The organism is Streptomyces sp. JLYT201 (assembly GCF_059448825.1).
This window is the reverse complement of record NZ_CM182551.1, coordinates 7,484,295-7,510,116: the sequence shown is the minus strand read 5'-3', so window position 1 is coordinate 7,510,116 and position 25,822 is coordinate 7,484,295. Positions and strand designations below refer to the sequence as shown.

The 25,822-nt window shown below is 74.9% G+C and carries 26 protein-coding genes and 1 riboswitch; of the genes, 13 read left to right on the top strand and 13 right to left on the bottom strand.

The window, feature by feature from the left end; genetic code table 11:
• Nucleotides 1–10 precede the first annotated feature (10 nt).
• Nucleotides 11–286 (bottom strand): hypothetical protein, encoded by a 276-nt coding sequence (locus AC5WAM_RS31895; RefSeq protein WP_366792408.1) that lies wholly within the window; start codon nucleotides 284–286, stop codon nucleotides 11–13.
• A gap of 142 nt (nucleotides 287–428) precedes the next feature.
• Between AC5WAM_RS31895 and AC5WAM_RS31890 the strand changes: the two genes are divergently transcribed.
• Complete coding sequence (locus AC5WAM_RS31890) at nucleotides 429–2,222, top strand: glycoside hydrolase family 15 protein (protein WP_495519650.1); 1,794 nt, start codon at nucleotides 429–431, stop codon at nucleotides 2,220–2,222.
• Nucleotides 2,223–2,227: 5 nt separating this feature from the next.
• The gene (locus AC5WAM_RS31885; RefSeq protein WP_366792406.1) at nucleotides 2,228–2,983 is read left to right on the top strand and encodes an SDR family oxidoreductase; all 756 of its coding nucleotides are present in this window, start codon (nucleotides 2,228–2,230) and stop codon (nucleotides 2,981–2,983) included.
• Nucleotides 2,984–3,298: 315 nt separating this feature from the next.
• Here AC5WAM_RS31885 and amaP read toward each other — a convergent pair whose 3' ends face one another.
• The 5 genes from amaP to AC5WAM_RS31860 form a co-directional block, all read right to left on the bottom strand.
• Nucleotides 3,299–3,877, bottom strand: a complete 579-nt coding sequence (gene amaP, locus AC5WAM_RS31880; RefSeq protein WP_366792405.1) for an alkaline shock response membrane anchor protein AmaP — start codon at nucleotides 3,875–3,877, stop codon at nucleotides 3,299–3,301.
• 7 nt (nucleotides 3,878–3,884) lie between these two features.
• On the bottom strand, nucleotides 3,885–4,631 hold the full coding sequence (locus AC5WAM_RS31875; protein WP_495519649.1) for a DUF6286 domain-containing protein: 747 nt from the start codon (nucleotides 4,629–4,631) through the stop codon (nucleotides 3,885–3,887).
• Nucleotides 4,628–5,023 carry an Asp23/Gls24 family envelope stress response protein gene (locus AC5WAM_RS31870; RefSeq protein ID WP_366792403.1) on the bottom strand — a complete coding sequence of 132 codons (396 nt, stop codon included), beginning with the start codon at nucleotides 5,021–5,023 and terminating at the stop codon, nucleotides 4,628–4,630. Before AC5WAM_RS31870 ends, AC5WAM_RS31875 begins: the two co-directional genes overlap by 4 nt.
• A 3-nt stretch (nucleotides 5,024–5,026) precedes the next feature.
• Entirely contained in the window at nucleotides 5,027–5,212 is a 186-nt protein-coding gene (locus AC5WAM_RS31865) for a hypothetical protein (protein WP_138959002.1), read from the bottom strand.
• A gap of 125 nt (nucleotides 5,213–5,337) precedes the next feature.
• A complete protein-coding gene (locus AC5WAM_RS31860; protein ID WP_495519648.1) occupies nucleotides 5,338–5,832 on the bottom strand; it encodes an Asp23/Gls24 family envelope stress response protein in 495 nt (164 codons plus the stop codon).
• 92 nt (nucleotides 5,833–5,924) lie between these two features.
• Here AC5WAM_RS31860 and AC5WAM_RS31855 point away from each other — a divergent pair, with 92 nt between their 5' ends.
• Nucleotides 5,925–6,797 (top strand): nucleopolyhedrovirus P10 family protein, encoded by an 873-nt coding sequence (locus tag AC5WAM_RS31855; protein ID WP_495519647.1) that lies wholly within the window; start codon nucleotides 5,925–5,927, stop codon nucleotides 6,795–6,797.
• 56 nt (nucleotides 6,798–6,853) lie between these two features.
• Here AC5WAM_RS31855 and AC5WAM_RS31850 read toward each other — a convergent pair whose 3' ends face one another.
• The 3 genes from AC5WAM_RS31850 to AC5WAM_RS31840 all read right to left on the bottom strand — a co-directional run bounded on the left by AC5WAM_RS31850 (nucleotide 6,854) and on the right by AC5WAM_RS31840 (nucleotide 10,040).
• Complete coding sequence (locus AC5WAM_RS31850; protein WP_495519646.1) at nucleotides 6,854–7,666, bottom strand: enoyl-CoA hydratase/isomerase family protein; 813 nt, start codon at nucleotides 7,664–7,666, stop codon at nucleotides 6,854–6,856.
• Nucleotides 7,667–7,805: 139 nt separating this feature from the next.
• The gene (locus AC5WAM_RS31845; RefSeq protein ID WP_030684175.1) at nucleotides 7,806–8,027 is read right to left on the bottom strand and encodes a helix-turn-helix domain-containing protein; all 222 of its coding nucleotides are present in this window, start codon (nucleotides 8,025–8,027) and stop codon (nucleotides 7,806–7,808) included.
• 414 nt (nucleotides 8,028–8,441) lie between these two features.
• Complete coding sequence (locus AC5WAM_RS31840) at nucleotides 8,442–10,040, bottom strand: ABC-F family ATP-binding cassette domain-containing protein (protein ID WP_366792399.1); 1,599 nt, start codon at nucleotides 10,038–10,040, stop codon at nucleotides 8,442–8,444.
• Between the two features lie 375 nt (nucleotides 10,041–10,415).
• Here AC5WAM_RS31840 and ypfJ point away from each other — a divergent pair, with 375 nt between their 5' ends.
• Together ypfJ and AC5WAM_RS31830 are read left to right on the top strand one after the other, a co-directional pair.
• On the top strand, nucleotides 10,416–11,306 hold the full coding sequence (ypfJ, locus tag AC5WAM_RS31835; protein ID WP_172387511.1) for a KPN_02809 family neutral zinc metallopeptidase: 891 nt from the start codon (nucleotides 10,416–10,418) through the stop codon (nucleotides 11,304–11,306).
• 77 nt (nucleotides 11,307–11,383) lie between these two features.
• Nucleotides 11,384–11,794 carry a VOC family protein gene (locus AC5WAM_RS31830; protein WP_495519645.1) on the top strand — a complete coding sequence of 137 codons (411 nt, stop codon included), beginning with the start codon at nucleotides 11,384–11,386 and terminating at the stop codon, nucleotides 11,792–11,794.
• Nucleotides 11,795–11,831: 37 nt separating this feature from the next.
• Here the strand turns inward: AC5WAM_RS31830 and AC5WAM_RS31825 are convergent, their stop codons facing one another.
• The 3 genes from AC5WAM_RS31825 to AC5WAM_RS31815 all read right to left on the bottom strand — a co-directional run bounded on the left by AC5WAM_RS31825 (nucleotide 11,832) and on the right by AC5WAM_RS31815 (nucleotide 15,346).
• Nucleotides 11,832–13,337 carry a hypothetical protein gene (locus tag AC5WAM_RS31825; RefSeq protein WP_495519644.1) on the bottom strand — a complete coding sequence of 502 codons (1,506 nt, stop codon included), beginning with the start codon at nucleotides 13,335–13,337 and terminating at the stop codon, nucleotides 11,832–11,834.
• A gap of 88 nt (nucleotides 13,338–13,425) precedes the next feature.
• The gene (locus AC5WAM_RS31820; protein WP_366792396.1) at nucleotides 13,426–14,553 is read right to left on the bottom strand and encodes an alpha/beta hydrolase family protein; all 1,128 of its coding nucleotides are present in this window, start codon (nucleotides 14,551–14,553) and stop codon (nucleotides 13,426–13,428) included.
• A 97-nt stretch (nucleotides 14,554–14,650) separates the two neighbouring features.
• Nucleotides 14,651–15,346, bottom strand: coding sequence for a class II aldolase/adducin family protein (locus tag AC5WAM_RS31815; protein WP_495519643.1), 696 nt, complete (start codon nucleotides 15,344–15,346; stop codon nucleotides 14,651–14,653).
• A gap of 196 nt (nucleotides 15,347–15,542) precedes the next feature.
• On the opposite strand from AC5WAM_RS31815, the gene AC5WAM_RS31810 reads away from it, so the two are divergent.
• The 8 genes from AC5WAM_RS31810 to AC5WAM_RS31775 all read left to right on the top strand — a co-directional run bounded on the left by AC5WAM_RS31810 (nucleotide 15,543) and on the right by AC5WAM_RS31775 (nucleotide 24,978).
• Nucleotides 15,543–16,280: a lysozyme gene (locus AC5WAM_RS31810; RefSeq protein ID WP_495519642.1), complete on the top strand. Its 738-nt coding sequence runs from the start codon at nucleotides 15,543–15,545 to the stop codon at nucleotides 16,278–16,280.
• Between the two features lie 214 nt (nucleotides 16,281–16,494).
• The gene (locus AC5WAM_RS31805; protein WP_495519641.1) at nucleotides 16,495–17,760 is read left to right on the top strand and encodes an inorganic phosphate transporter; all 1,266 of its coding nucleotides are present in this window, start codon (nucleotides 16,495–16,497) and stop codon (nucleotides 17,758–17,760) included.
• A 12-nt stretch (nucleotides 17,761–17,772) separates the two neighbouring features.
• Nucleotides 17,773–18,000 carry a hypothetical protein gene (locus AC5WAM_RS31800; protein WP_366792392.1) on the top strand — a complete coding sequence of 76 codons (228 nt, stop codon included), beginning with the start codon at nucleotides 17,773–17,775 and terminating at the stop codon, nucleotides 17,998–18,000.
• Nucleotides 18,001–18,160: 160 nt separating this feature from the next.
• Nucleotides 18,161–18,245, top strand: a riboswitch (cobalamin riboswitch).
• 156 nt (nucleotides 18,246–18,401) lie between these two features.
• The gene (locus AC5WAM_RS31795; RefSeq protein WP_495519640.1) at nucleotides 18,402–19,361 is read left to right on the top strand and encodes a cobalamin biosynthesis protein; all 960 of its coding nucleotides are present in this window, start codon (nucleotides 18,402–18,404) and stop codon (nucleotides 19,359–19,361) included.
• Nucleotides 19,358–20,890, top strand: a complete 1,533-nt coding sequence (locus AC5WAM_RS31790) for a cobyric acid synthase (RefSeq protein WP_495523684.1) — start codon at nucleotides 19,358–19,360, stop codon at nucleotides 20,888–20,890. Before AC5WAM_RS31795 ends, AC5WAM_RS31790 begins: the two co-directional genes overlap by 4 nt.
• Nucleotides 20,891–21,014: 124 nt before the next feature.
• Complete coding sequence (locus AC5WAM_RS31785; protein WP_495519639.1) at nucleotides 21,015–23,024, top strand: putative cobaltochelatase; 2,010 nt, start codon at nucleotides 21,015–21,017, stop codon at nucleotides 23,022–23,024.
• The gene (gene cobO, locus AC5WAM_RS31780) at nucleotides 23,024–23,632 is read left to right on the top strand and encodes a cob(I)yrinic acid a,c-diamide adenosyltransferase (RefSeq protein ID WP_366792389.1); all 609 of its coding nucleotides are present in this window, start codon (nucleotides 23,024–23,026) and stop codon (nucleotides 23,630–23,632) included. The genes AC5WAM_RS31785 and cobO overlap by 1 nt, the downstream gene beginning before the upstream one ends.
• The gene (locus AC5WAM_RS31775; RefSeq protein WP_495519638.1) at nucleotides 23,626–24,978 is read left to right on the top strand and encodes a cobyrinic acid a,c-diamide synthase CobB; all 1,353 of its coding nucleotides are present in this window, start codon (nucleotides 23,626–23,628) and stop codon (nucleotides 24,976–24,978) included. The genes cobO and AC5WAM_RS31775 overlap by 7 nt, the downstream gene beginning before the upstream one ends.
• A gap of 44 nt (nucleotides 24,979–25,022) precedes the next feature.
• Here the strand turns inward: AC5WAM_RS31775 and AC5WAM_RS31770 are convergent, their stop codons facing one another.
• Nucleotides 25,023–25,751: a ZIP family metal transporter gene (locus AC5WAM_RS31770; RefSeq protein WP_138959018.1), complete on the bottom strand. Its 729-nt coding sequence runs from the start codon at nucleotides 25,749–25,751 to the stop codon at nucleotides 25,023–25,025.
• Nucleotides 25,752–25,822 lie beyond the last annotated feature (71 nt).

Here is a 25,822-nt window from a genome sequence, read left to right as displayed (position 1 = left end):
TGCCGCTTCGCTAGCCGCACATCTCCCAGGGGTCGGGGGTGCCGTGCGAGAGGACCAGGCCGTACGACTCCACGAGCCCGCAGTCGTTCTGCTGGGTCCACTGGTAGGCCAGGACGGACCAGACCGCGATCACGATCACCGCGACCACCCCCGGCACGCTCCAGCGGGGCCCGCCGCCGGGCCCGCGCCCGCCGCCCGGAGGCGGGCCCTGCGGCGGCTCTCTGGGAGGCTCCCAGCCCGGCCCGTCGTAGCCGGGGGGCCGCCATCCGCCCTCGTTGTTCGGCATGCTCACGAGTATCCCGAAGGAGTGCCTCCCGCGTCCGGCGCTCGGGCGAAGCCGCGGGGGCCAACCGTGCACGGCCGGGCCCCCGTTGCCCCTGCCGCCGCGGGCCGGATTGGCGCGTCGGCGAACCGGGAAGCCGTCCCCCGTGCAGCGACCCATCGAGGACTACGCCCTCATCGGCGACCACCAGACCGCCGCCCTGGTGGCGCGGACCGGCTCCATCGACTGGCTGTGCCTGCCCCGCTTCGACTCCGCGGCCTGCTTCGCCGCGCTGCTCGGCGAGGACGAGCACGGCCACTGGCGCATCGCTCCGCAGGGCGCCGACCTCTGCGCGCGCCGCGCCTACCGGCCCGACTCGCTCGTCCTCGACACCGAGTGGGACACCCCGGGCGGCACGGTCCGCGTCACCGACTTCATGCCGCAGCGCGACCGCGCCCCCGACCTGGTGCGCGTCGTCGAGGGCGTCGAGGGCGAGGTGACCGTGCGCAGCACGCTGCGCCTTCGCTTCGACTACGGCTCGGTCGTGCCCTGGATGCGCCGCTGCGACGGCCACCGGGTGGCGGTCGCGGGCCCCGACGCGGTGTGGCTGCGCACCGAGCCCGACGTTCGCGCCTGGGGCCGCGCGGACGCCACGCACGCCGAGTTCACCGTCCGCGCGGGCGAGCGCGTGACCTTCGTGCTCACCTGGCACCCCTCGCACGAGCCGCGCCCGCCGCTCATCGACGCCGAGCGGGCGCTGCGCGAGAGCGTCGACGACTGGCGGGCGTGGGTGGCGCACTGCCGCTACGAGGGGCCGCACCGCGACGCCGTCGTCCGCTCCCTGATCACCCTCAAGGCCCTCACGTACGCCCCGACCGGCGGCATCGTCGCCGCGCCCACCACCTCCCTGCCGGAGGAGCTCGGCGGTGTCCGCAACTGGGACTACCGCTACTGCTGGCTGCGCGACTCCACGCTCACGCTCGCCGCGCTGCTCACCGCCGGGTACCTGGACGAGGCCGAGGCCTGGCGCGACTGGCTGCTGCGCGCGGTCGCGGGCGACCCCGCGGACCTCCAGATCATGTACGGGCTCGGGGGCGAGCGGCGGCTGCCCGAGGCGGACGCCGCGTGGCTGCCGGGGTACGCGGGCTCGGTGCCGGTGCGGCTCGGCAACGCGGCCGTGTGCCAGCGCCAGCTCGACGTGTACGGCGAGGTCGTCGACTCCCTCTGGCTGGCCCGCCACTCGGGCATGGCGACGCGCCCGCACGCCTGGCGCATCCAGCTCGCGCTCATGGAGTTCCTGCGGCAGGTCTGGCGCGAGCCGGACGAGGGGCTGTGGGAAGTGCGCGGCCCGCGCCGTCAGTTCGTGCACTCCAAGGTGATGGCCTGGGTCGCCGCCGACCGCACCGTACGCACCCTGGAGGAGCGGCCCGACCTGGAGGGCGACGCGAACCGCTGGCGGCGGCTGCGCGACGAGATCCACGACGAGGTCTGCGCCCGCGGCTACGACGCGGACCGGGGCACGTTCACCCAGTCGTACGGCTCCCGGGAGCTGGACGCCGCGCTGCTCCTGATCCCGCGCGTGGGCTTCCTGCCGCCCGACGACCCGCGCGTCCTCGGCACCATCGACGCCGTCCGCGAGGACCTCGGCACCCGCGAGGGCTTCGTCCGCCGCTACAGCACCGACGGCATCACGGTCGACGGCCTGCCCGGCCACGAGGGCGTCTTCCTGGCCTGCTCGTTCTGGCTCGCCGACGCGCTGCACCTGTCCGGCCGGACGAAGGAGGCCCGCGCCCTCTTCGAGCGGCTCCTGGAGCTGGGCAACGACGTGGGGCTGCTCGCCGAGGAGTACGACGCGGCGCAGGGCCGCCAGTTGGGCAACTTCCCGCAGGCGTTCAGCCACGTGGGACTCGTCACTACCGCCTTCTCCCTGTTCGGCCCCGACCCCGGCACGGCAGGATAGGGCCCATGGATCTTGGCCTGAACAACCGTGTCTACGTCGTCACCGGCGCCACCCGCGGCCTCGGCAACGCCACCGCGCGCGCCCTCGTCGAGGACGGCGCCAAAGTCGTCCTCACCGGCCGCGACGAGAAGACGGCCGCCGCGGCGGCCGCGGAGCTCGGCCCGAACGCGGTCGGCGTCGGCGCGGACAACGCCGACCCCGCGACACCCGCCCGGCTCGTCGCCACCGCCCGCGAGCGCTTCGGCGGCTTCGACGGCATCCTCGTCAGCGTGGGCGGCCCGCCGTTCGCCTTCGCCGCCGACGCCACGGACGAGCTGTGGCAGGCGTCGTTCGAGTCGGTGTTCCTCGGCGCGGTACGGCTCGCGCGGGCCGCGGCGGCGGAGCTCGGCGAGGGCGGCGTCATCGGCTTCGTCCTGTCCTCGTCCGTGTACGAGCCCATCGCCGGCCTGACCATCTCCAACGGCCTCCGCCCCGGCCTCGCCGGATTCGCCAAGTCCCTCGCGGACGAGCTCGGGCCGCGCGGCATCCGGGTCGTCGGGGTGCTGCCGGGGCGCATCGACACGGAGCGCGTGCGCGAGCTCGACGGGCTCACCGCCGATCCGGAGGCGTCCCGGCACGCCTCCGAGTCCGGCATTCCGCTGCGGCGGTACGGGGCTCCGGAGGAGTTCGGGCGGGCGGCCGCCTTCCTGCTCTCGCCGGCGGCCTCTTACATCACCGGGGTGATGCTCCCCATCGACGGCGGCGCCCGCCACGGCTTCTAGCCCCGGGCTCCGCCTGCCGCCCCCACCGCTACCGCGGCGGGGTTTCCCCCACCCACCCACCCGTTACCACCCCAGCGACCCGGCCCGGCCCCGACCTCGCGGCCTGCACGCCGTCCTTTGCACTGCCCGCCGCTACCGCGGCGGGTTTTCCCCCACCCACCCACCCGTTTCCACCCCAGCGACCCGGCCCGGCCCCAAAGGATCAAGCCCGTCCGGCGTTTGAGGACGGGGCGCGGAGCGCCGATGAAGGCGGGGGGCCGGGGGCGGCCGGCCCCCGGTTCGGGAAGGGGCGGGTCTGGGGCGCGCCCGCGAGGGCTAGCTCACGCGTTCCGGGCGGTGTTTGTCCGCCCGGAGCTGGACCGTCGCCGGGAGCCGGGCCAGGCCCGCCGAGTCCCGGGCATGGGCCAGGGCCTCCACGCACAGGCGGTGCAACGCGTCCTCGGGCACGGCGTCGGCCTCCAGGACGAGCCCCACCCGCGCCTCGGGCGCGTTGCGCCGCCCGGTCAGGAGGACCCGCGCCCGCCCCACCCCGTCGAGCCCCGCCGCCTCGCTCTCCAGGGCGCTCTCCATCGCCCGGCCCCGCAGCAGCGCCCCCTCGCCGTCCCCGGTCTCGACCAGGACCTCCGCGAGGCGCCGCCGCCGCAGCTGGGCGGTGAGCCACCACAGCGACAGGAGCACGAGCAGCGCGAGGGCGCCGATGACGGTGGGCCACCACCAGCCGCGCTCGCGCCACCGCGTGCGCTGCGCCGCGCTGAGCAGCACGTCGTGCCGCCCGTCGTGCAGCCACCAGGACGGCGGCGAGGCGCCGAGGCCGACGGCGAGGACGGCCCCGCCGAGCACGACGAGGGCGAGGCCGACGAGGCCGAGCAGCACGCGGTTCACCGTACGCGGCATGGCGCGCTCACCCCTTCTTCCCGGGCCGGGCGACGTGGACGGAGAGCGTGGGCGGGCTGCCGAGTCCGAGGCCCCGGATGCCGTCGGCCAGGGTCCGGTCGAGGTCGCCGCGGACGTCGTCGAGGGCGCGGAAGTGCGACTCGGCCCGCACGTCGACCTTGGTCCGGGTCATGCGGACCCGGACCGACCGCACGCCCGCGACGTCCATGGCCCGGTCGCGCAGCACGGTCGCGGCGGCGGCCCGGTCGAGCCCCGCGCGGACGTCGGCGTGCCCGCGCCGCATCGGCAGGACGGCCCGCAGGCCCGGCGTCGCCGCGAGAAGCAGCAGCCACAGGCCGACGGCCACGGCGCCCGCGGCACCGGCGAGCACGGCCGTGCTGTCCAGCGGCCGCTGCGCCAGCTCGCGCGCGAGCTCGCGCCGCCAGCGCATCGCCGGGTGGTCGGCCCGCACCGCGACGACGTCGTACAGGAGGAGCCCGCAGCCGCCGAGGAGCAGGAGCGCGACGAGCGCGGCGGGCACGCGGCGCGCGGACCAGAAGCGGGGGGGCTTGTCCTCGTCGGGGGCGAGGGTGGGGTGCGGTTCGAAGGACGCCGCGGACGTCCACTGCTCCGGTCCCGCCGCCGGGTCGGGGCCGTCGGGGGCCCGCTCGACGACGGGCACGGGCCGGGTGCCGCCCGGCCCGTGGGCCCGGCCGGTCCCGTCGGGGGCCTGGTGGGTCTCGGGGGCCTCGTGCGGGTCGTGGGGCTCGCTCATCGGGTCCTCCCCTGTGCCGCGGCCCGCGCCTGCGCCGAGTGCAGCCGCTCGACCTGGACCGCCACCTCGGGCACTTCCATGCCCGCCAACGCCTTTACCCGCTCGGTGACGTGGCGACGCACGGCCGCGCACTGGCCGCCGATGTCACTGGGGTAGTCCAGCTCCAGGCTGACGCGGACGCGGGCGGCCGCGGACGGGGCCTCACCGGCGCGCGCGGAGCCTCGTGCCCTGGCCAGGACGCTGACCGTGGCGTGCGGCGGCGCGGCCCCCTCGGGCAGCGACCACAGCGCCTCCCGCGCCGCGCGTGCGGCGATCTTCGCGATGACGCGGTCGGCGATCCGGGTCGCGCCGCGCTCGGCGGGCGCGACCTGCCCCACGACCTCCGCCGCCACCGCTCACCGCCGCCGGTCGCCGCGCGTACGGAAGAAGTCGCCGGGCTCCAGGTCCCCTTCGAGGAACCGCCCCGCGACGAAGCCGATGGCGCCCAACGCGGCCACCAGCAGGAAGGCGCCGAACCCGCCGAAGTACCCGGCGAAGCCCAGGGCCATTCCGGCGATCATGCCGATGACGGCCATGCTCATCGTGCGCTCCTTCGCTCCTGCGCGTGTGCTGTTGAGGCTGTTCCCGCGGGTGGCGCCCATGACTCCGCCGCCGCGGGTGCCGGATGGCGTGCGGGCCGTGCGGTCCGCGCCGTGCGCCGCGCGCGCTACTGCAGCCGGGGCTGTTCGTCGTCCTCGTCGTCGGGCAGCTTCACGTCGCTGACCGCGATGTTCACCTCGACCACTTCGAGGCCGGTCATGCGCTCCACGGCCGCGATGACGTTCTCCCGCACGGCGCGCGCGACATCGGCGATCGACACGCCGTACTCGACGACGACCTCCAGGTCGAGGGCCGTCTGCACCTCGCCGACCTCGGCCTTCACGCCGCGCGTGACGGACTTCGAGCTGCCGGGCACCCGGTCGCGCACGGCCCCGAAGGTCCGGGCGAGGCCGCCGCCCATCGCGTGCACGCCGACGACGTCGCGGGCGGCGAGTCCGGCGATCTTCTCCACCACGCCGTCCGCGATGGTGGTGCGCCCCCGGGTCGCCGGATCACCGCCGCCGCGCCGTACCGACCCGCTCCGGCCCCCGGACTCGTCGGGCGAGTCGTGCGCGCCCTTCTCCAGCGTCTGGGGCGTCCTGCGCTCTGAGGTGTCGGTCATCACCGCGGTCCTTTTCGACAGGGGATCTGCTCCTCGCACCACACTAAGCGCGGCCCCGCGCCCGCGCGCCAGGGATGCGGCAGACTGGAGCGATGACGGGTGACGGATGGGCGGCGGCGGTACGGCGCCAGCTGGGCCTCGGCAGGGTGCTGCCCCTGGGCGGTGCGGGGGACGGCGCGTGGCTGACGGAAGCAGCGGCCACGGCGGTGCTGCGCCGGGCGGCCGAGCGGGTGACGGGAGCGCGGCTCACGGCCGTCCGGGTCGCGCCGGCCGGTCCGGAGGCGGCGGGCACCGGGGGTCCGCCGGGCGCGTGTGAGCTGGCGGTCCCGGCGCCGCCGAGCGCGCTGCCGCCCGGGCCGCTGTGCGTCAGCGGGGAGGTCGCGGCGGGCACGGCCGAGCCGCTGCCCGCCCTGGCGTCCCGGCTGCGCGCGGCCCTCGCGACGGCCGCGGCGGACCGGCTCGGCCTGGTGGTCGCGCGGGTGGACCTGCGGGTCACGGAGCTCTGCGACGAGCCGCCGGGGCCGGGCGAGCGGCAGGACCGGGACGGGACGGCGGCGCCCGCACGCGACGCGGCCCCCGCGGACCCCGCCGAAGCCGGTGACCCCGCTGACCCCGAAGACCCTGCTGACACTGGTGGCCCCGCCGACCCCGCTGGCTCCGCCGCCGAGGACTCCCCCGAGGGCCGGATCGCCCGGGCCGTGCTCGCCGTGCCGGGGGTTTCCCGGCTGACCGGCGTCTTCGGCGGCCTGGGGCGCGCGGTCCACGTACGGGAGCTCGCGTCGCCGGACTCCCTGCCGCGCCGCCACGTCCAGGTGGAGCTGGCCGTGGCGGCGGACCGGCGGGCCCTGGACGTGGCCCGCGCGGTGCGGACGGCGGTGGGCGGCGCGCTACCGGACCGGCCGTCGGTGGCGGTCCTGGTGACGGCGGTCGACGAGCCGGGCCACGGCGGCGCGCAGCCGGACTAGGGCACCGGCTCCCTTACGGGCAGGGGCGGTTGCTCCTTACGGGTGGGGACGGGTGCTCAGTCGCCGAGCCCGGCGAGGTCCCGCAGCCTGCGGGCCTGGGCGGCGCGCTCGGCGGCGCGCTGCTCCTCGTACGAGCGGCCCGACGCGCCCTGGAGCAGGGCCTTGGTCTCGATGACCGCGTCCCGCGGCGCGGCGAGCAGCGCGGCGGCCAGGTCCCGTGCGGTGGCGTCGAGCTGGTCCCCGGGGACGACGATGTTGGCGAGGCCGACGCGCTCGGCCTCGTCCGCGTGCACGAAGCGGCCCGTGGCGCAGATCTCCAGGGCGCGCGCGTAGCCGACGAGGGAGACGAGGGGGTGCGTGCCGGTGAGGTCGGGCACCAGGCCCAGGCTGGTCTCGCGCATGGCGAACTGCACGTCGTCGGCGACGACCCGCAGGTCGCAGGCCAGCGCGAGCTGGAAGCCCGCACCGATGGCGTGCCCCTGCACGGCGGCGATGGACACGAGGTCGCTGCGCCGCCACCAGGTGAACGCTTCCTGGTACTCGGCGATGGTCGCGTCGAGGACGTCGTCCGCGCCGCGTGCCAGATCGAGGAACGACGGCTCGCCGTCGAATCCCTCGGGCGTGAACGCCTGCCGGTCGAGCCCGGCGGAGAAGGACTTGCCCTCGCCGCGCAGGACCACGACGCGGACGCTGCCGGGCAGCGCCCGTCCGGCCTCGGCCAACGCCCGCCACAGCGCGGGCGACTGGGCGTTGCGCTTGGCCGGATGAGTGAGGGTCACCGTGGCCACGGCGTCCTCGACCGTGAGGCGTACGCCGTCCTTGTCGAGAACCGGTGCCGCCGCGCTCTGTCGGCTGTCGGGCGAAGCCATCAGTGCCTCCGATGGGTGCAGTCGTCAGTCGGGGCGCTGGGAGGCACCCCTAAGTGACTGCACAGTAACCACCCGGCCGAACGGACGGCCGACCGGGTGGTCACCCTCGGGCCACGAGAGCCGCGGACAGCGGCGGGTGTCAGACGGAGGCGGCCTTCTTGCCTCGCGTCGCACCGCCACGGCCGCGCAACACGACACCCGACTCAGTGAGCATCCGGTGCACAAATCCGTACGAACGGCCGGTCTCTTCGGCCAACGCCCGGATACTCGCACCGGCGTCGTACTTTTTCTTCAGGTCTGCCGCGAGCTTGTCGCGCGCGGCGCCGGTCACCCGGCTGCCCTTCTTCAGAGTCTCGGCCACCCGTGCCTCCTCATGGGAAGTGCGCTCTGGACTTCTCATGATCACCCCTACCGGGCGTCCTGGCCACCCATTCGGCAAGGTCCGTGTGACTTGATTCGCAGTACGGAAGCGGGACGCCATGAGCGGAATTAACGATTCCGCACGCTTCTCTCCCTACCTCCGAATGGGTTCCGCGAGGAAGGGGCAGGTCAGGGGCGTGCCGGGAGAACAGGGGCGCACGGGCCGCGCGCGGTGCCGACATGCGTGTATCGCACATCTCGGTATGAGGACGCCTCACACAGATGAAGGATCACGGATCGGCCGAATGATCCATACGGAGTGGATCAGTGATTCGATCACGCCCCCGGGGCCACCTGGGGCGGTGCACGTCAAGAGGGCCCTCGCCGGGTGTGCCGGCCAGGGCCCCGACGCAGGTCAGGCGAGGGCGACCAGGTCCGCGTAGTCCGCGCCCCACAGGTCCTCGACGCCGTCCGGGAGCAGGATGATCCGCTCCGGCTGGAGCGCCTCGACGGCGCCCTCGTCGTGCGTGACGAGGACGACGGCGCCCTTGTAGGTGCGCAGCGCGCCGAGGATCTCCTCGCGGCTGGCCGGGTCGAGGTTGTTGGTGGGCTCGTCGAGCAGGAGCACGTTCGCGGACGAGACGACCAGGGTCGCGAGCGCGAGGCGGGTCTTCTCCCCGCCGGACAGGACGCCCGCGGGCTTGTCGACGTCGTCCCCGGAGAAGAGGAACGAGCCGAGCGTCTTGCGCACCTCGACGAGGTCGAGGTCGGGGGCGGCCGAGCGCATGTTCTCCAGGACCGTGCGGTCGGGGTCCAGGGTCTCGTGCTCCTGGGCGTAGTACCCGAGCTTGAGGCCGTGGCCCTCCCTGACCTCGCCGGTGTCGGGCTTCTCGACGCCGCCGAGGAGGCGCAGGAGGGTGGTCTTGCCCGCGCCGTTGAGCCCGAGGATGACGACCCTGGAGCCCTTGTCGATGGCGAGGTCGACGTCCGTGAAGATCTCCAGGGAGCCGTACGACTTCGACAGGCCCTCGGCGGTGAGCGGGGTCTTGCCGCACGGCGAGGGCTCGGGGAAGCGCAGCTTGGCGACCTTGTCGGACTGGCGCACCTCCTCCAGGCCGGCGAGGAGCTTGTCGGCGCGGCGCGCCATGTTCTGCGCGGCGACGGTCTTGGTGGCCTTGGCGCGCATCTTGTCGGCCTGCGAGTGCAGGGCCGCGGCCTTCTTCTCCGCGTTCTGCCGCTCGCGCTTGCGGCGCTTCTCGTCGGACTCGCGCTGCTGCTGGTAGAGCTTCCAGCCCATGTTGTAGACGTCGATCGTGGAGCGGTTGGCGTCCAGGTAGAAGACCTTGTTGACGACCGTCTCGACGAGGTCGACGTCGTGGGAGATGACGATGAAGCCGCCGCGGTACGTCTTCAGGTAGTCGCGGAGCCAGACGATCGAGTCGGCGTCCAGGTGGTTCGTCGGCTCGTCGAGGAGCAGGGTGTCGGCGTCCGAGAACAGGATCCGGGCCAGCTCGATGCGGCGGCGCTGACCGCCGGAGAGCGTGTGCAGGGGCTGGCCGAGCACGCGGTCGGGGAGGTTGAGCGCGGCGGCGATGGTGGCGGCCTCGGCCTCGGCGGCGTATCCGCCCTTGGTGAGGAACTCCGTCTCCTGGCGCTCGTACTGCTTCATGGCCTTCTCGCGCGTGGAGCCCTTGCCGTTGGCGATGCGCTCCTCGTTCTCCCGCATCTTGCGCAGGAGGACGTCGAGGCCGCGGGCGGACAGGACGCGGTCGCGGGCGAGCACGTCGAGGTCGCCGGTGCGGGGGTCCTGCGGGAGGTAGCCCACCTCGCCGGAGCGGGTGATGGTGCCCCCGGCCGGGGAGCCCTCACCGGCGAGGCACTTGGTGAGCGTGGTCTTGCCCGCGCCGTTGCGGCCGACGAGACCGATGCGGTCGCCCTTGGCGATACGGAACGTCGCGTTCTCGATGAGGATGCGGGCACCGGCACGCAATTCGATACCGGAGGCGGTGATCACGGTCAGACTCCTGGGCGGGTAAGGACGGCGGAAGCGGGCGAAAGGTGCAAGGCGACATGCGCGCGCGGGGCGCGCCGCTGAGCCGTCTAATGCAGGAGGAGAATGGCCATGGGGCAATTCTACCGGGGGCGTGCAACCGATTTTCCGCCGCGCCCGCGCGGCCCGGTGTCCGGCGGAACGCGGCGGGCGCGACCCGGCCGGGGCCCGCTCGCACGGCGCGGCGCGGCCGCGGCGGGCCTGCCGGTACGGGCCCCGTCGCCCGTTCGGCCCTCCGTCCGGCGCCGGGACGCGGGCGGCGTACCAGGATGAAGTGGCCGGATCCGGCGCGGGGCGGCGCCACGCCGTCCCGGACGCGAGGCAGAGGCTGGTGCGCCCATGCAGTTCGACGACGACGCGAACCTCGACACCTCCGAGGTGAAGGACGTCCGCGGCAGCCGCATTCCGGGCGGCCGGGCGACCGTCGGCGGCGGCATCGCCGGGCTCATCGCCCTGTTCCTCGGCCTGTTCTTCGGCGTCGGCCCCGAGCAGCTCGGCCTGAGCGACTCCGGTGACGAGCCCGCCGTCTCCTCCTCCTCGCTCGCGCAGGTCCAGCAGAGCTGCCGCACCGGCAAGGACGCCAACGCCCGGGAGGACTGCCGGATCGTCGCCGTGGTCAACAGCGTCCAGGACTACTGGCGCCAGGAGTTCCCGCGCCGCCAGGGGCAGTACGCGCCCGCGCGGACCGTGTTCTTCACCGGGCGCGTGGGCACCGCGTGCGGCGCCGCGTCCTCCGCGGTCGGCCCGTTCTACTGCCCCGGCGACCGGCAGGTCTATCTGGACCTGGGGTTCTTCGATGAGCTGCGGACCAAGTTCGGCTCCAGCGGCGGCCCGTTCGCGCAGGCGTACGTCGTGGCGCACGAGTACGGGCACCACGTGCAGAACCTGATGGGCACCCTCGGCCGCTCCCAGGACGGGCGGACCGGCGCGGACAGCAACGCCGTGCGGGTCGAGCTGCAGGCCGACTGCTACGCGGGGGTGTGGGCGCACAACGCCACGCGGACGCCCGACGAGTCGACGGGCAGGCCGCTGATCACCCGGCTCACGGACGACGACATCCGGGACGGTCTGGACGCGGCGGCCGCCGTCGGCGACGACCGGATCCAGGAGCGCTACCAGGGCCGGGTCACCCCCGAGTCCTGGACGCACGGCTCGGCGAAACAGCGCCAGCAGTGGTTCTACCAGGGCTATCGCACGGGTGACATGGCGCAGTGCAACACCTTCCGCTGAGCGGCCCGGGGGCGTTGTCGGACCCGGGTGTCATGCTGGGGGACACGTCACGCGGACTTCTGCGAGGGGTGGGCGACATGGCAGGTGGCAGGGGGCGGCCGAGCATCTTCCCGACGCTGCTGTACGCGGACGCGAAAGCGGCGATCGCGCAGCTCACGGAGGCCTTCGGCTTCACCGCGACGAGTGTGTACGAGAGCGAGGACGGCACGGTCCTGCACGCCGAGCTGAGCTTCGGCAACGGCGCGGTGATGCTCGGCTCCAAGGGCCCCGGCGGCGTCTTCGCGGAGACGATGCAGAACGCGGGACCGGCCGGGATCTACGTCGTCGTGGACGACGTGGACGCCCATCACCAGCACGCCCTGGAGCACGGCGCGGACATCCTGGTGCCCCCGACGGACCAGGACTACGGCTCCCGGGACTACCTGGCCCGGGACGCCGAGGGCAACGTCTGGAGCTTCGGTACGTACGCCCCCGAAATAGGCGGCTGACCGGCCCCGCACGGGACCGGTCAGGGCCTGACGGGCGTCACACTCCCCCGGTGTGCACCTGGAACGCGGCGCGGCGCACGGCCTTCGCGAGGGCCGGGTCCGGGTGGGCCGCGGCGAGCGCGACGAGGACCTGCACGGTGCGCGGGTGGCCGACGGTGCGCACCTCGTCGAGCAGCGCGGGCACGGTGGGCTGCGGCGCGGACTCCAGGTGGCGCACGAGGAGCTCGGCCTCTCCGTGGTCGGCGACGGCGGCCGCCGTGTCGACCCACAGCCAGGTGGACTCCTCTCGGGTGAGCACCAGGTGGACGTCCTCCGGGTCGGTGCCCTCGTGCTCGGCGAGCCACAGCAGGGCGTAGGGCCGCAGCGAGGCCACGTCGACGACGGCGCGCACGTCGGGCTCGGCGGGGGCGCCGACCACGCGCAGCGCCTCGAAGGCGAGCCCGCGCAGCAGGGCGTCCTCGCCCCGGGCGGCGTCGAGGAGCTCGGTGACGGCGCTGCCCGCGTCCCGGGCGGCGAGCCAGGCGCGGTACTCGGCGCGGGCCGCGTTCGGCCGCAGCCGGGCGCAGCCGCGGAGCATGTCCTCGGCGGACTGCTCGATGTTCCCCGCCGGGCTCTGCGCGGCCACGCAGATCTGCTCCAGCTTGACCCACACCGCCCAGCTGCCCAGCGGGGTGAGCGTGGCCTGGCCGTCCGCGCAGGTCAGCGCGTCGACGGCGGCCAGGGCGCGCAGGGCCCAGTCGAGCAGGTCGGCCAGCGGGACGTCGTCGCCGTGGGCGGGGCCGGCATCGCCCCCGGGGCGCCGGGGCTCCTCCTGGGGGCCGTAGGGGATCTCGCAGCGCTCCGTGCGCAGCTCGCGGACGCGCTGGTCGAGGAGGTCCAGGAGCTGCGGCACGGGCACAGGGCCCGCGGAGAGCTGGAGGAAGGAGAGCAGCTGGGGAACGGCCTCGACGGTCTCGGCGACGGAGGCGGGCGGCAGCTCGGCCGGTGCCGGGTGGACCAGCGACCAGGCGTCGAAGAGGGCGACCCAGCCGCGCAGCACGGCCGCGTCGTCCCGGTCCCAGGCGCGCAGCCGCCAGCCGGGACGGGCGGCGGTGCCGTGCACCTCGACGAGGCCGGCGAGGCGGGCCGCGTCCCAGTCCGCGCGCAGCTGGTGGACCGTCACGTCCAGGGCGGCCGCGGCCCGTTCGGCCGCGGCGTCGGACAGGGCGCCGGCGGCACAGGGCGGGGCGGTGGTCGCGGCGGGGCGGTCGGCGGCGCTGAGGCGGGCCGTGCCGGGCGCGGGGCGCAGGGCGTTCTCGGCCCAGCGGGCGGCGCGGACGGCGCCCGCGAGGCCCGCGCGCGCCATGCGGGCCAGTTCGGCGGGCGCGGGGGTGCCCTCGGGGGGCACGGGCGCCGGGCGACGCGCTCGGCGCTGGGTCATCGCGCCGGGGCCGCCGAGGGGGCCGCGGCCTTGACCACGCTCCGCCTCCGCTCGCCTTTCGGCCCGGGGCGACGGGGTGCGGACGAGGTGGAGCCGGGAGTCGCGCGGAATACGGGACGTCACAGGAGCAGTCTTCCTGTTGACGGTCCGAAAACCCAAACGGAATCCCGGATGAGCGCCGCGAGGACAGTGGCCGCGCGGTGCGGGAGATTCACATGAGGGGGGTGAGGAAGCGGCGCAGCGCCTCTTCGTAGCGGGCGGGGTCGGCGTTCCACATGGCTCCGTGGGGCGCATCCGGAACCGTGTGCAGGGTCACGAGGTCGGGGCGCGCCGCGGCCAGGCTCCGGGACAGGTCCCAGGGGGCGACGGTGTCGCCGGGGCCGTGCGCGAGAAGCGTGGGCACCCGCAGCGCGCCGGGGTCCGCGCTCTTCACGACGCGGTCGCCGCGCAGTCCGGTGCGGCCCTGCGCGGCGCGCACGGCGAGCGGCAGGAGCGGGGCGGGGATGCCGCGCGCGGTGGCGAGGGCCCGCAGCGTGACCTCCCAGTCGAGCACCGGCGAGTCCAGGACGAGCCCGGCCACGCGATCGCGCAGCGCGGAGTGCGCGGCGGCGTGCAGGGCCATGGCGGCGCCGGTGGACCAGCCGTGCAGGACGACGCTCCGGGCGCCGTAGCGCACGGCGTAGCGGATGGCGGCGTCGAGGTCGCGCCACTCGGTCTCGCCGAGGTGGCCGAGGCCGTCCGTGGCGGGCGGGGCGCCCGGGTCGCCGCGGTAGCCGAGGCCGAGGACCGGGAGGCGCTGCGCGCGCAGGAAGTCCAGGACGACCATGGGGTGCGCGCGGGTGGTGCCGAGGCCGTGCACGGCGATGACCCAGGTGTCGCGGGTGCCGGGCACGAACCACGCGGGCAGCGCGCCGAGTTCTCCGGGGATCTCCACGTCGGCGTGGTCGATGCCGAGGGCGGAGCGGGGGTCGCCGAGGTGGACCTGCGGGGTGAGCCAGACCTTGGCGCCGGGCTCCAGGGTGCCGTGGGTGACCCGTTCCAGGCGGCGTACGACGGTGTCGGCCGGATGGGGGGCCGTTTCGACGACGGGGCCGACGACGGCGTGGCAGTCGGGGCCCGTCAGGCCGTAGACGCCCGGGCGCAGGGACGCCAGGGAGCGGGTCAGGGCGACCTGGCCCGCCGCGGTGGCGTGCACGGTCAGGCGCCGCTCCGTGGGCAGGGGGCGGTCCGCCGGGGTCTTGAGGGCGGCGTCGCTGGCGTAGCGGCCCGCCGCGATCGCCGTCAGGGCGGCCGTGGTGGCGGCGGTTACGGCTGCGGCCGTTGCTTTGGCTGGGCGCACGGGTCCAGTGTCTGCGGGGGTGGGCGGTGCGGCCAGTGGGCGTGGCCCTCACGGGTGCGCACCGGGCTCGCGCCCCGTCCCCGTGCGCCGGACGGGCTCACGTCCGCTGGCCGTAGTTCTTCAGCTTTCCGCCCGCCTGCGCCACCTGCTCGGGGGACAGCAGGGACGGGGTCAGGCCCGGCACCGAACGGGCCGTCAGCCACACCTGGCACATCCACTCCAGCTGGGCCGTGCGGTCGTAGGCCTGGGTGAGGGTGTCTCCGTAGGCGACCGTGCCGTGGTTCTGGAGGAGGCAGGCCGTGCGGTCGCGCAGGGCGTGGAGCATGTGCGCGGCCAGCTCGTCGGTGCCGTAGAGGGCGTAGGGGGCGACGCGGACCGGGCCGCCGAGGGCGCCGGTCATGTAGTGGACGGCCGGGAGCTCGGGGACGAGCGTGGAGACGGCGGTGGCGTGGACGGCGTGGGTGTGGACGACGGCGCCCGCACCGGTGGCGCGGTAGATCTCCAGGTGCATGGGCAGCTCGCTGGTGGGGCTCAGGGCGCCGAAGAGCCGCTTGCCGTCCAGGTCGACGCCGACCGCGTCGGCCGGGCCGAGGGCGTCGTAGGCCACGCCGCTCGGCGTGACGAGGACGGTGTCCCCGACGCGTACGGAGACGTTGCCCGAGGTGCCCACGACGAGGCCTTCGGACACCGTCCTGCGCGCGGTCGCCACCAGTTCGTCCCACGCCCGGGCGACCTCCTCCCGCGCCGCGCCGCCCGCCGTGCCCCGCCCCTGCTCCTGTCGCTGCTCAGTCATGCCGCGATCCTGTCAGGCGGCGGCCGGAAAGGGACCGGTCCCGCAGCGGTCGCTCGCCCGCGAACACCCCGGCCCATGCGCCTCTTTGAACCGATTCACCCCGCTCGACACGCTTGGCCGAGGATTGAACGTTCTTAGGTGAATCTTCCAGTAGCCTCTGGGTGATTTTTCACACACGTCGCCATCTGGGGGAAGAATGGCCCGTGCTCACACCCCGTCCCGTCGTCGCGCACACGCCCTCGCCGCGTCCGTCGCGGCCCTGGCGATCGGCGGGGCAGTGCTCGCCGAAGTGCCGGCGTCGGCGGCGGGCGAGCCGCGGGGACACGACGTGTCCTCGCACCAGAAGAACGTCGACTGGCCGGCGGCGAAGGCCAAGGGCGCGCGCTTCGTCTATGTGAAGGCCACCGAGTCCCACACCTACCGCAATCCCTACTTCCGTCAGCAGTACGACGGCTCCCGCGCGGCCGGGCTCCTGCGCGGCGCGTACCACTTCGCCCTGCCCAACCGGTCGTCCGGCGCGACGCAGGCGGCGTACTTCCTGCGCAACGGCGGGCAGTGGACGCCCGACGGCTGGACGCTGCCGCCCGCCCTCGACATCGAGCAGAATCCTTACGGGGACCGGAAGTGCTACGGCCTGAGCAAGGCCCGCATGGTCGCCTGGATCAAGTCCTTCAGCGACGAGATCAGGCGCCGCTCGGGCCGCACGCCCGTGATCTACACGACCACGAAGTGGTGGAACGACTGCACCGGCGCGAGCCGCGCCTTCGGCGGGCACCCGCTGTGGCTCGCCCGCTGGTCGGCCGCGCCCGAGCCGCTGCCGAGCGGCTGGTCGTCCTGGACCTTCTGGCAGTACGCCGACCGCGGCCCGCTGCCGGGTGACCAGAATCTCTTCGGCGGTTCGACGGCACAGCTCAAGCGGTTCGCGCGGGGCTGAGCACGGGCCTTCCAAAAGCCCCTCGGACGGCCCAATTCCGGGCCCGCGCCGGGCCCTCGCCGCTCCACCGGCGCGCCTGCCGGTGTATGCCGGAAGGACGTGGCGCGGCAGCTTCCCCCGGAGGGTCACCACCAAGCCCTGTCCAGTTCACTTTCCGTTCACTCAGGTTGCCTACGGTCCACGAGCCACTGACGTCTAACAGAAGCCTGGGTAAATGGAAAACATCACGCTTCTCCTCGGGATCGTGATCGTCACCGCTCTCGTGTTCGATTTCACGAACGGTTTCCACGACACAGCCAACGCGATGGCCACGACCATCTCGACAGGCGCTCTCAAGCCCAAGACGGCGGTGGCCATGTCCGCCGTGCTGAACCTCGTCGGAGCGTTCCTCTCCGTCGAAGTCGCCAAGACCATCTCCGGCGGCATCATCAATGAGGACGGCCTCAAGACAGAGGTCATATTCGCCGCCCTCGTGGGCGCGATCCTCTGGAACCTGCTGACCTGGCTCCTGGGTCTGCCGTCCAGCTCCTCGCACGCCCTGTTCGGCGGTCTGATCGGCGCCGCTGTGATGTCCATGGGCTGGTCGTCGGTGAACGGCGGCACGGTCGTCACCAAGGTGCTGCTCCCCGCGATCGCCGCCCCGCTCGTGGCCGGCATCGCCGCCTCGCTCGCCACCCGGCTCACGTACCGGATCAGCAGCAAGACGGACGAGAAGGCGACGTCGAAGGGCTACCGCGCCGGGCAGATCGCCTCGGCGGGCCTCGTCTCGCTCGCCCACGGCACGAACGACGCGCAGAAGACCATGGGCATCATCACCCTCGCCCTGATCACCGGCGGCGTCCTGAACCCCGGCGCGAACCCCCCGATGTGGGTCATCGTCTCCGCGGGCATCGCCATCGCGCTCGGCACCTACCTCGGCGGCTGGCGGATCATCCGCACCATGGGCAAGGGCCTCACCGAGCTGGCCCCGCCGCAGGGCTTCGCCGCGCAGACCTCCGCCGCGACCGCGATCCTCGCCTCCTCGCACATCGGCTTCTCCCTCTCCACCACCCAGGTGTGCTCCGGCGCCGTGATGGGCGCGGGCCTCGGCCGCAAGGGCGGCGTGGTCCGCTGGTCCACCGCCACCCGGATGTTCGTGGCGTGGGGCCTGACGCTGCCCGCCGCGGGCCTGGTCGGCGCGGGCGCCGAGCTGCTCACCAAGCAGGGCGACTGGGGCGTCGCGGCCACGGCCGCGCTGCTCGTCGGCGGCTCCGCCGTCATCTGGTCCCTCTCGCGCCGCGAGCCGGTCGACCACACCAACGTCACGGCCGACGAGATCGGCGGCTCCGCCCGGGACACCGAGCCCGCGGGTGTCGTGACCACCGCGATCGCCGCGGTCACGCCGCCCCCGGCCGGCCCGCTCACCGCGGCCGTCGTGGCCGTCGAGCCGTCCGAGAACACCGCGCCCGTGGCGGACCCCGCCCGGCCCGCCACGGTCTAAGGAAGCAGCAGCATGAAGATCGACTGGGCAGCTCTCGGCTCCGTCTTCGGAGTCAGTCTCGTGGTGACCGTCGCCCTCGTGGGCCTGTTCACGCTCGGCATCGTCGGCCTCACCAAGCAGGAGCAGGCGCGCACGGCCGGGGGCGGCGGCGCCGCGCTCGCCCCGCGCGTGGGCGCGTACGCCTGCTTCGCGCTGTGCGCGGCCGCGGTGGCGTACGGGATCTATCTGATCGTCGCCTGACGGCGGTCCGCGCAACGACGACGAGGGGGCGGCGCCCGGTGAGGTCACCGGGCGCCGCCCCCTCGCTCCGTCTGTTCCGTCTGTTCCGTCGCAGGTCAACCGCGAGTTGACGGGCGCTGAGCGGCATGGTGGACTGCCGGGGCCAACTACGGCGGCAGCAGAGGAAGTCCGGTGCGAATCCGGCGCGGTCCCGCCACTGTCACCGGCCTGGCGCCGACCAGCGCCCTCCCGGAAGCCAGGAACTCTCGCCGCCTGTCACGTCGAACCAGGGCGCGGACACCCTGAGTGAGGACACATCGCCATGCGCGGCCGACCGCCGTTCCCTGCCAGGGCTCCCTTCGGGTCGAGCGTTCCCCTGGGCGTTCCGTTCGGCGCTCGGCGCGAGACGGCGGGCTGAACCGATGCGTGCTGCCGATCGCGACTTCGCGTACGGCGCCGCCGCCGGACTCCTCGGTGACCTGCTGCTCGGCGACCCCCGCCGAGGGCATCCGGTCGCCGCGTTCGGCCGGGCGGCCGGAGCCGTCGAACGCGTCCTGTGGCGCGACCACCGGGGCTCGGGCGTGCTGCACGCCGTCGTCTGCGCCGGGGGCGCCGTCGCCGTGGGGGCCCTCGCCTCGCGCGCCGCGCGCCGCTCGCGCGCCGCGTCCGTCGGTCTGACGGCCGCCGCGACCTGGGCCGTCGTCGGAGGCACCTCGCTCGGCCGGGAGGCGCGGGCCATCGGCGGCGCGCTGGCCGCCGGGGACGTGGACGTCGCCCGGGAGCGCCTTCCCCATCTGTGCGGCCGTGACCCCGAGGCCCTGGACGCCGACGGTATCGCGCGGGCCGTCGTGGAGTCCGTCGCCGAGAACACCTCCGACGCCGTCGTGGGCGCGCTCGTGTGGGGCGCCGTGGCGGGCGTGCCGGGGCTCGTCGGGTTCCGGGCCGTCAACACGCTGGACGCGATGGTCGGGCACCGCTCGGCCAGGTACCTGCGGTACGGCTGGGCTTCCGCGCGGCTCGACGACGTCGCGGGGTGGCCGGGGGCACGCCTCACCGGTCTGCTCGCCGTCGCCGCCGGGGGCGCGCCCCGGCGGGCGCTGCGCGCCTGGCGGAGTGACGCGCGCCGGCATCCGAGCCCCAACGCCGGGGTGGTCGAGGCCTCCTTCGCGGGTGCCCTCGGGGTGCGGCTCGGGGGAACGCTGTCGTATGCGGGGCGCGTCGAGGAGCGGCCCGTGCTGAACGGGGAGGGGCGGAGCGTGGTCGTGGACGACATCGAGCGGGCCGTACGGCTGTCGCGGCGGGTGAGCTGGCTCGCGCTCGGCGTGTCCGTCGGCACGCACCTGGTGCGGGCACGGGGAAGGAAGAAGGGGTGGACCCTGTGAGCGGCGGGCTGCTCGTCGCCGGTACGACCTCCGACGCGGGGAAGAGCGTCGTCACTGCGGGGATCTGCCGGTGGCTGTCCCGCAAGGGGATCTCCGTCGCGCCGTTCAAGGCGCAGAACATGTCCCTGAACTCCTTCGTGACCCGCGAGGGCGCCGAGATCGGGCGGGCGCAGGCCATGCAGGCGCAGGCCGCCCGGGTCGAGCCCTCGGCCCTGATGAACCCGGTGCTGCTCAAGCCGGGCGGCGAGAAGTCGAGCCAGGTCGTCCTCATGGGCAAGCCGGTCGGCGAGATGAGCGCGCGCGGCTACCACGGCGGGCGGCAGCAGGCGCTGCTCGACACCGTCGTGGGATGCCTGGAGGAGCTGCGGGGCACGTATGACGCCGTGATCTGTGAGGGGGCGGGCAGTCCCGCCGAGATCAATCTGCGCCGCACCGACATCGTGAACATGGGGATCGCGCGGGCCGCCCGCTTCCCCGTGGTCGTCGTCGGCGACATCGACCGAGGGGGCGTCTTCGCCTCCTTCTTCGGGACCCTCGCGCTGCTCGGCCCCGCCGACCAGGAGCTGGTGGCGGGCTTCCTCGTCAACAAGTTCCGCGGTGACGTGTCGCTGCTCGAACCGGGCCTCGACATGCTGCGCGGGCTCACCGGGCGAGACACCTTCGGCGTGCTGCCGTTCCAGCACGGGCTCGGGATCGACGAGGAGGACGGGCTGCGGGTGTCGCTGCGCGGCGCCGTCCGGGAGTCCGTCGTCGCGCCGCCGCTCGGCGAGGACGTGCTGCGCGTCGCCGTGTGCGCCGTGCCGCTGATGTCGAACTTCACCGACGTGGACGCGCTCGCCGCCGAACCCGGCGTCGTGGTGCGGTTCGTGGACCGGGCCGAGGAGCTCGCCGACGCCGACCTCGTCGTCGTCCCGGGCACGCGCGGCACCGTGCGCGCCCTGGCGTGGCTGCGCGAGCGCGGGCTCGCGGACGCGCTCGCGCGCCGGGCCGCCGCGGGGCGGCCCGTGCTCGGCATCTGCGGCGGCTTCCAGGTGCTCGGCGAGCGCATCGAGGACGACGTGGAGTCCCGCGCGGGGGCCGTGGACGGGCTCGGACTGCTGCCCGTGCGCGTGCACTTCGCGCGCGAGAAGACCCTGGCGCGGCCCGTCGGTCGGGCCCTCGGCGAGCCCGTCGAGGGGTACGAGATCCACCACGGCGTCGCCGAGGTCCTGGGGGGCGAACCGTTCTTCTCTGATGACGGAGGACGCAGCCTCGACGGCTGCCGGGTGGGCGAGGTGTGGGGCACGCACTGGCACGGGTCCCTGGAGAGCGACGCGTTCCGGCGGCGCTTCCTCACCGAGGTGGCCCGCGCGGCCGGGCGCCGCTTCGTGCCCGCGCCGGACACCAGTTTCGGTGCCCTGCGCGAGGAGCAGCTGGATCTGCTGGGCGACCTGATCGAAGAGCACGCCGACACGGAGGCGCTGCTGCGGCTCATCGACGGCGGGGCGCCCGTCGGCCTTCCCTTCGTGCCGCCGGGGGCGCCGTCGTGACCCTGCCGGGGGCTCCCCGAGCCCTCCCCTTCCCGAAACTGGGGGCCGCGCCCCCAGGCCCCCGAAATTGCCGCTTCGCGGCTCGTCCCCACACGCCGGACGGGCTGGAGATGGAGGTCGCCGCGTGACTACCCCTTACCCCTTCACCGCCGTCGTCGGGCAGGACGACCTGCGGCTCGCCCTGCTGCTCAACGCCGTGTCCCCCGCCGTCGGCGGCGTTCTCGTCCGGGGTGAGAAGGGCACCGCCAAGTCCACCGCCGTGCGGGCGCTGTCCGCGCTCCTTCCGGACGTGGACGTCGTGGCCGGGTGCCGGTTCTCCTGTGCTCCGCAGGCGCCCGACCCCGCGTGCCCGGACGGGCCGCACGAGCCCGGTACCGGCACCTCGCGGGCCGCGCGCATGGTGGAGCTGCCCGTCGGCGCGTCCGAGGACCGGCTCGTGGGGGCGCTCGACATCGAGCGGGCGCTCGCCGAGGGCGTGAAGGCCTTCGAGCCGGGCCTGCTCGCCGACGCGCACCGCGGGATCCTGTACGTCGACGAGGTCAACCTCCTCCACGACCACCTGGTCGACCTCTTGCTCGACGCCGCCGCCATGGGCGCCTCGTACGTCGAGCGCGAGGGCGTCTCCGTGCGGCACGCCGCCCGGTTCCTGCTCGTCGGGACCATGAACCCCGAAGAGGGCGAGCTGCGGCCGCAGTTGCTCGACCGGTTCGGGCTCACCGTGGAGGTCGCCGCGTCCCGCGAGCCCGACCAGCGCGTGGAGGTCGTGAAGCGGCGGCTCGCCTACGACGACGACCCGGAGGGGTTCGCGGGGCGCTGGACCGAGGACGAGGCGGCGGTGCGGGCGCGCATCGTGGCCGCACGGGCGCTGCTGCCGCGGGTGCGGCTCGGCGACGGCGTGCTGCGGCAGATCGCGGCGACCTGCGCGGCCTTCGAGGTCGACGGCATGCGCGCGGACATCGTGATGGCCCGCACGGCGACGGCGCTCGCCGCCTGGGCGGGGCGCGAGGACGTGCTCGCCGAGGACGTGCGGCAGGCCGCGCTGCTCGCGCTGCCGCACCGGCGGCGGCGCAACCCGTTCGACGCGCCCGGCCTCGACGAGGACAAGCTCGACGAGACCCTGGACGAGTTCGGCGACGACCACGACGGCAGTGACGACGACCCGGGCCCCGACGGCGGCGGTGGCGGGGGCGTGCCGCCGCAGGACCAGGGGCCCGACGCGCCCGCCGACGGCGGCGCGCCCGCTCCGGGCGAGGCCTCCGAAGGCGGGCAGCCGCAGGGCGCGGGCGCCGCGGAGCAGCAGCCGGTGCGGGCGGCGGAGCCGTTCCGCACGAAGGTCCTGAGCGTGCCCGGCCTCGGGGACGGCGCGGCCGGGCGGCGCTCGCGGGCGCGCACCGAGCACGGCAGGACGACCGGGTCGCGGCGGCCCCGCGGGAACCTGACGAAGCTGCACCTGGCGGCGACCGTGCAGGCCGCGGCACCGCACCAGCGGGCGCGCGGCCGGGCCGGACGCGGCCTCGTCGTGCGCAGGGACGACCTCAGGCAGGCCACCCGCGAGGGGCGCGAGGGCAACCTCGTGCTGTTCGTCGTGGACGCCTCCGGGTCGATGGCGGCGCGCAAGCGGATGGGCGCCGTGAAGGGCGCCGTGCTCTCGCTGCTGCTCGACGCCTACCAGCGGCGGGACAAGGTGGGCCTGGTGACGTTCCGGGGCTCGGCCGCCGAGGTGGCGCTGCCGCCCACGTCGTCCGTGGACGCCGCCGCGGCGCGTCTGGAGTCCCTGCCCACGGGCGGGCGTACGCCGCTCGCGACCGGCCTGCTCAAGGCCCACGAGGTGCTGCGGATCGAGCGGCTGCGGGATCCGGCGCGGCGCCCCCTCGTCGTGGTCGTCACGGACGGGCGGGCCACCGGCGGACCCGAACCTGTGGCGCTCGCCGGGCGGGCCGCCCGGCTCTTCGCAGCCGAGGGGGTCGCGTCGGTGGTCGTGGACTGCGAGGCGGGCCCGGTGCGCCTGGGGCTCGCCGGGCAGCTCGCCGGTGAACTGGGCGGCACGGCCGTCACGTTGGACGAACTGCGGGCGGACAGCATCGCCGGTCTCGTACGGAACGTGCGGGCGGGTAACGAGAGGAAGGTCGCGTAATGCCGAAGGGGCAGCCGAACGTGGTGCCGGAGGACGGCCTGACGACACGTCAGCGCCGGAACCGGCCGTTGGTGATGGTGCACACGGGCGTCGGCAAGGGGAAGTCCACGGCCGCGTTCGGAATGGCGCTGCGCGCCTGGAACCAGGGCTGGCCGGTGGGGGTGTTCCAGTTCGTCAAGTCGGCGAAGTGGAAGGTCGGCGAGGAGAACGCGCTGAAGGTCCTCGGGGCCAGCGGCGAGGGCGGGCGCGTCGACTGGCACAAGATGGGCGAGGGCTGGTCGTGGATCCAGCGGGAGCCCGCCGCGGGCGAGCCGAGCCACGAGGAGAAGGCGCGCGAGGGCTGGGAGCAGGTCAAGCGGGACCTGGCGGCCGAGACGTACAAGTTCTACGTCCTCGACGAGTTCGCGTACCTGCTGCACTGGGGGTGGGTGGACGTGGACGAGGTCGTGGCGGTCCTGCGCGACCGGCCCGGCACCCAGCACGTGGTGATCACGGGGCGCAACGCCCCGGAGAAGCTGATCGGGTACGCCGACCTCGTCACCGACATGTCCAAGGTCAAGCACCCGATGGACGCCGGTCAGAAGGGCCAGCGGGGCATCGAGTGGTAGCACGTGTCGTCATCGCGGCGCCGTCCTCCGGAAGCGGGAAGACGACCGTCGCGACCGGGCTCATGGCCGCCTTCACCGAGGCGGGGCTCGCCGTCTCGCCGCACAAGGTCGGGCCGGACTACATCGACCCCGGGTACCACGCGCTCGCCACCGGGCGGCCGGGGCGCAACCTCGACGCCTATCTGTGCGGGCCCGGCCTGGTGGGGCCGCTGTTCGCGCACGGCGCCGCGGGCTGCGACCTCGCGGTCGTCGAGGGCGTGATGGGGATGTTCGACGGGGCGGCGGGGCAGGGCGAGCTGGCCTCCACCGCGCACGTCGCCAAGCTGCTGCGGGCGCCGGTCGTGCTCGTCGTGGACGCCTCCTCGCAGTCCCGGTCGGTGGCCGCGCTCGTGCACGGCTTCGCGTCCTGGGACCCGGAGGTGCGCCTCGGCGGGGTGATCCTCAACAAGGTGGGCTCCGCGCGCCACGAGGAGCTGCTGCGCGAGGCGCTGGACTCCTCCGGGGTGCCCGTGCTCGGCGCCCTGCGGCGGGCCCCGCAGGTGCGGGCGCCGTCCCGGCACCTGGGCCTCGTGCCGGTCGCCGAGCGGCAGGCCGAGGCCGTGGCGTCCGTGGCGGCCCTCGCCGAGCAGGTGCGGCAGGGCTGTGACCTGGAGGGGATCCTGGCGCTCGCGCGCAGCGCGGGGGTCTGGTCCGGGGACGCGTGGGACCCCGGGGCTGGTGCCGTCCCGGACGGGCCTGCCGGGCGGCCCGTGGTCGCCGTGGCGGGCGGGGCCGCGTTCACGTTCTCGTACGCCGAGCACGCCGAGCTGCTCACGGCCGCCGGGGCCGAGGTCGTCGGCTTCGACCCGCTGCACGACGAGCGGCTGCCCGAGGGGACCGCGGGCCTCGTCATCGGGGGCGGGTTCCCCGAGGTCTACGCGCCGGAGCTGTCCGCCAACGAGCCGCTGCGCAAGGCCGTGGCCGAGCTGGCGCAGAGCGGGGCGCCGGTCGCCGCCGAGTGCGCGGGGCTGCTGTACCTCACCCGGGAGCTGGACGGAAAGCCGATGTGCGGGGTCCTGGACGCCCGGGCGCGGATGGCGGAGCGCCTGACGCTGGGCTACCGGGAGGCGGTGGCGGTGTCCGACAGCGTGCTCGCCCCGGCGGGGACGCGGACGCGCGGCCACGAGTTCCACCGCACCGTGGTCGAACCGGGCGCGGGCCCGGCGCCCGCGTGGGGCCTGCACACCCCCGAGCGGCGGGTCGAGGGCTTCGTGCAGCGGGGCGTCCACGCGAGCTATGTGCACACCCACTGGGCCGCCGGGCCGGGGATCGCCCGCCGGTTCGTGGAGAGGTGCGCCGCGGGATGAGCCGGGGCGGACCGGGGCGGGCGGCCGTGCCGGTGCCGGGCGGCTCACTCCGCCAGGCCGACCACCAGCCAGATGAACCCGGCGCCCGCCACCGTGCACAGCAGGGTGGAGCGCGCCGGGTGGTCGTGGTGCGCCTCCGGCAGGATCTCGGCGGCGGCGAGGTACAGGAGCGCGCCGCCGAAGAAGCCGAGATATCCGCCGAGCAGTTGCTCCGGAATGGTGAACAGGAGCGTGGAGGCCGCGCCCACGACGGGGGCGACGGCGTCCGCGAAGAGCATCGCCACCGCCCGGCGGCGGGCGTTCCCGTACAGCTTCGTGATCGTGTACGTGTTGAAGCCGTCGGCGAAGTCGTGGGCGATGACGGCGAGCGCCACGGCCGCGCCCATGCCCCCGCCCACCTGGAAGGCCGCGCCGATCGCGACGCCGTCCATGACGCTGTGCCCGACCATCGCGGCCGCCGCCGTCAGACCCACCTCGGGCACCCGTCCGTCGTGCTCCTCGCCGCCGTGCGCCGCCTGGCGCAGCGCGAGCAGGCGCTCCACCACGTGCGCGAGCAGGAAGCCCGCGACCGCGAGGAGCAGCGCCGCGGGCACCCCGAAGACCGGCCCGCCGGCCGCCTCCAGCGCCTCCGGCAGCAGGTCGAGCCCGACCACGCCGAGCATCAGGCCGCCCGCGAGGCCGAGCACCAGATGGCGCCGGTCGGTGACCCGCCCCGCCGTCCAGCCGCCGACCAGGGTCATCACGAACGCGCCGAGCGCCACGAACACCGCCATGCGCCCTTGCTAGCCGATCGGCCCGGCGACCGCTAACCGGTCCCGCGCCGCACCACCCGAGCGGCCGCATC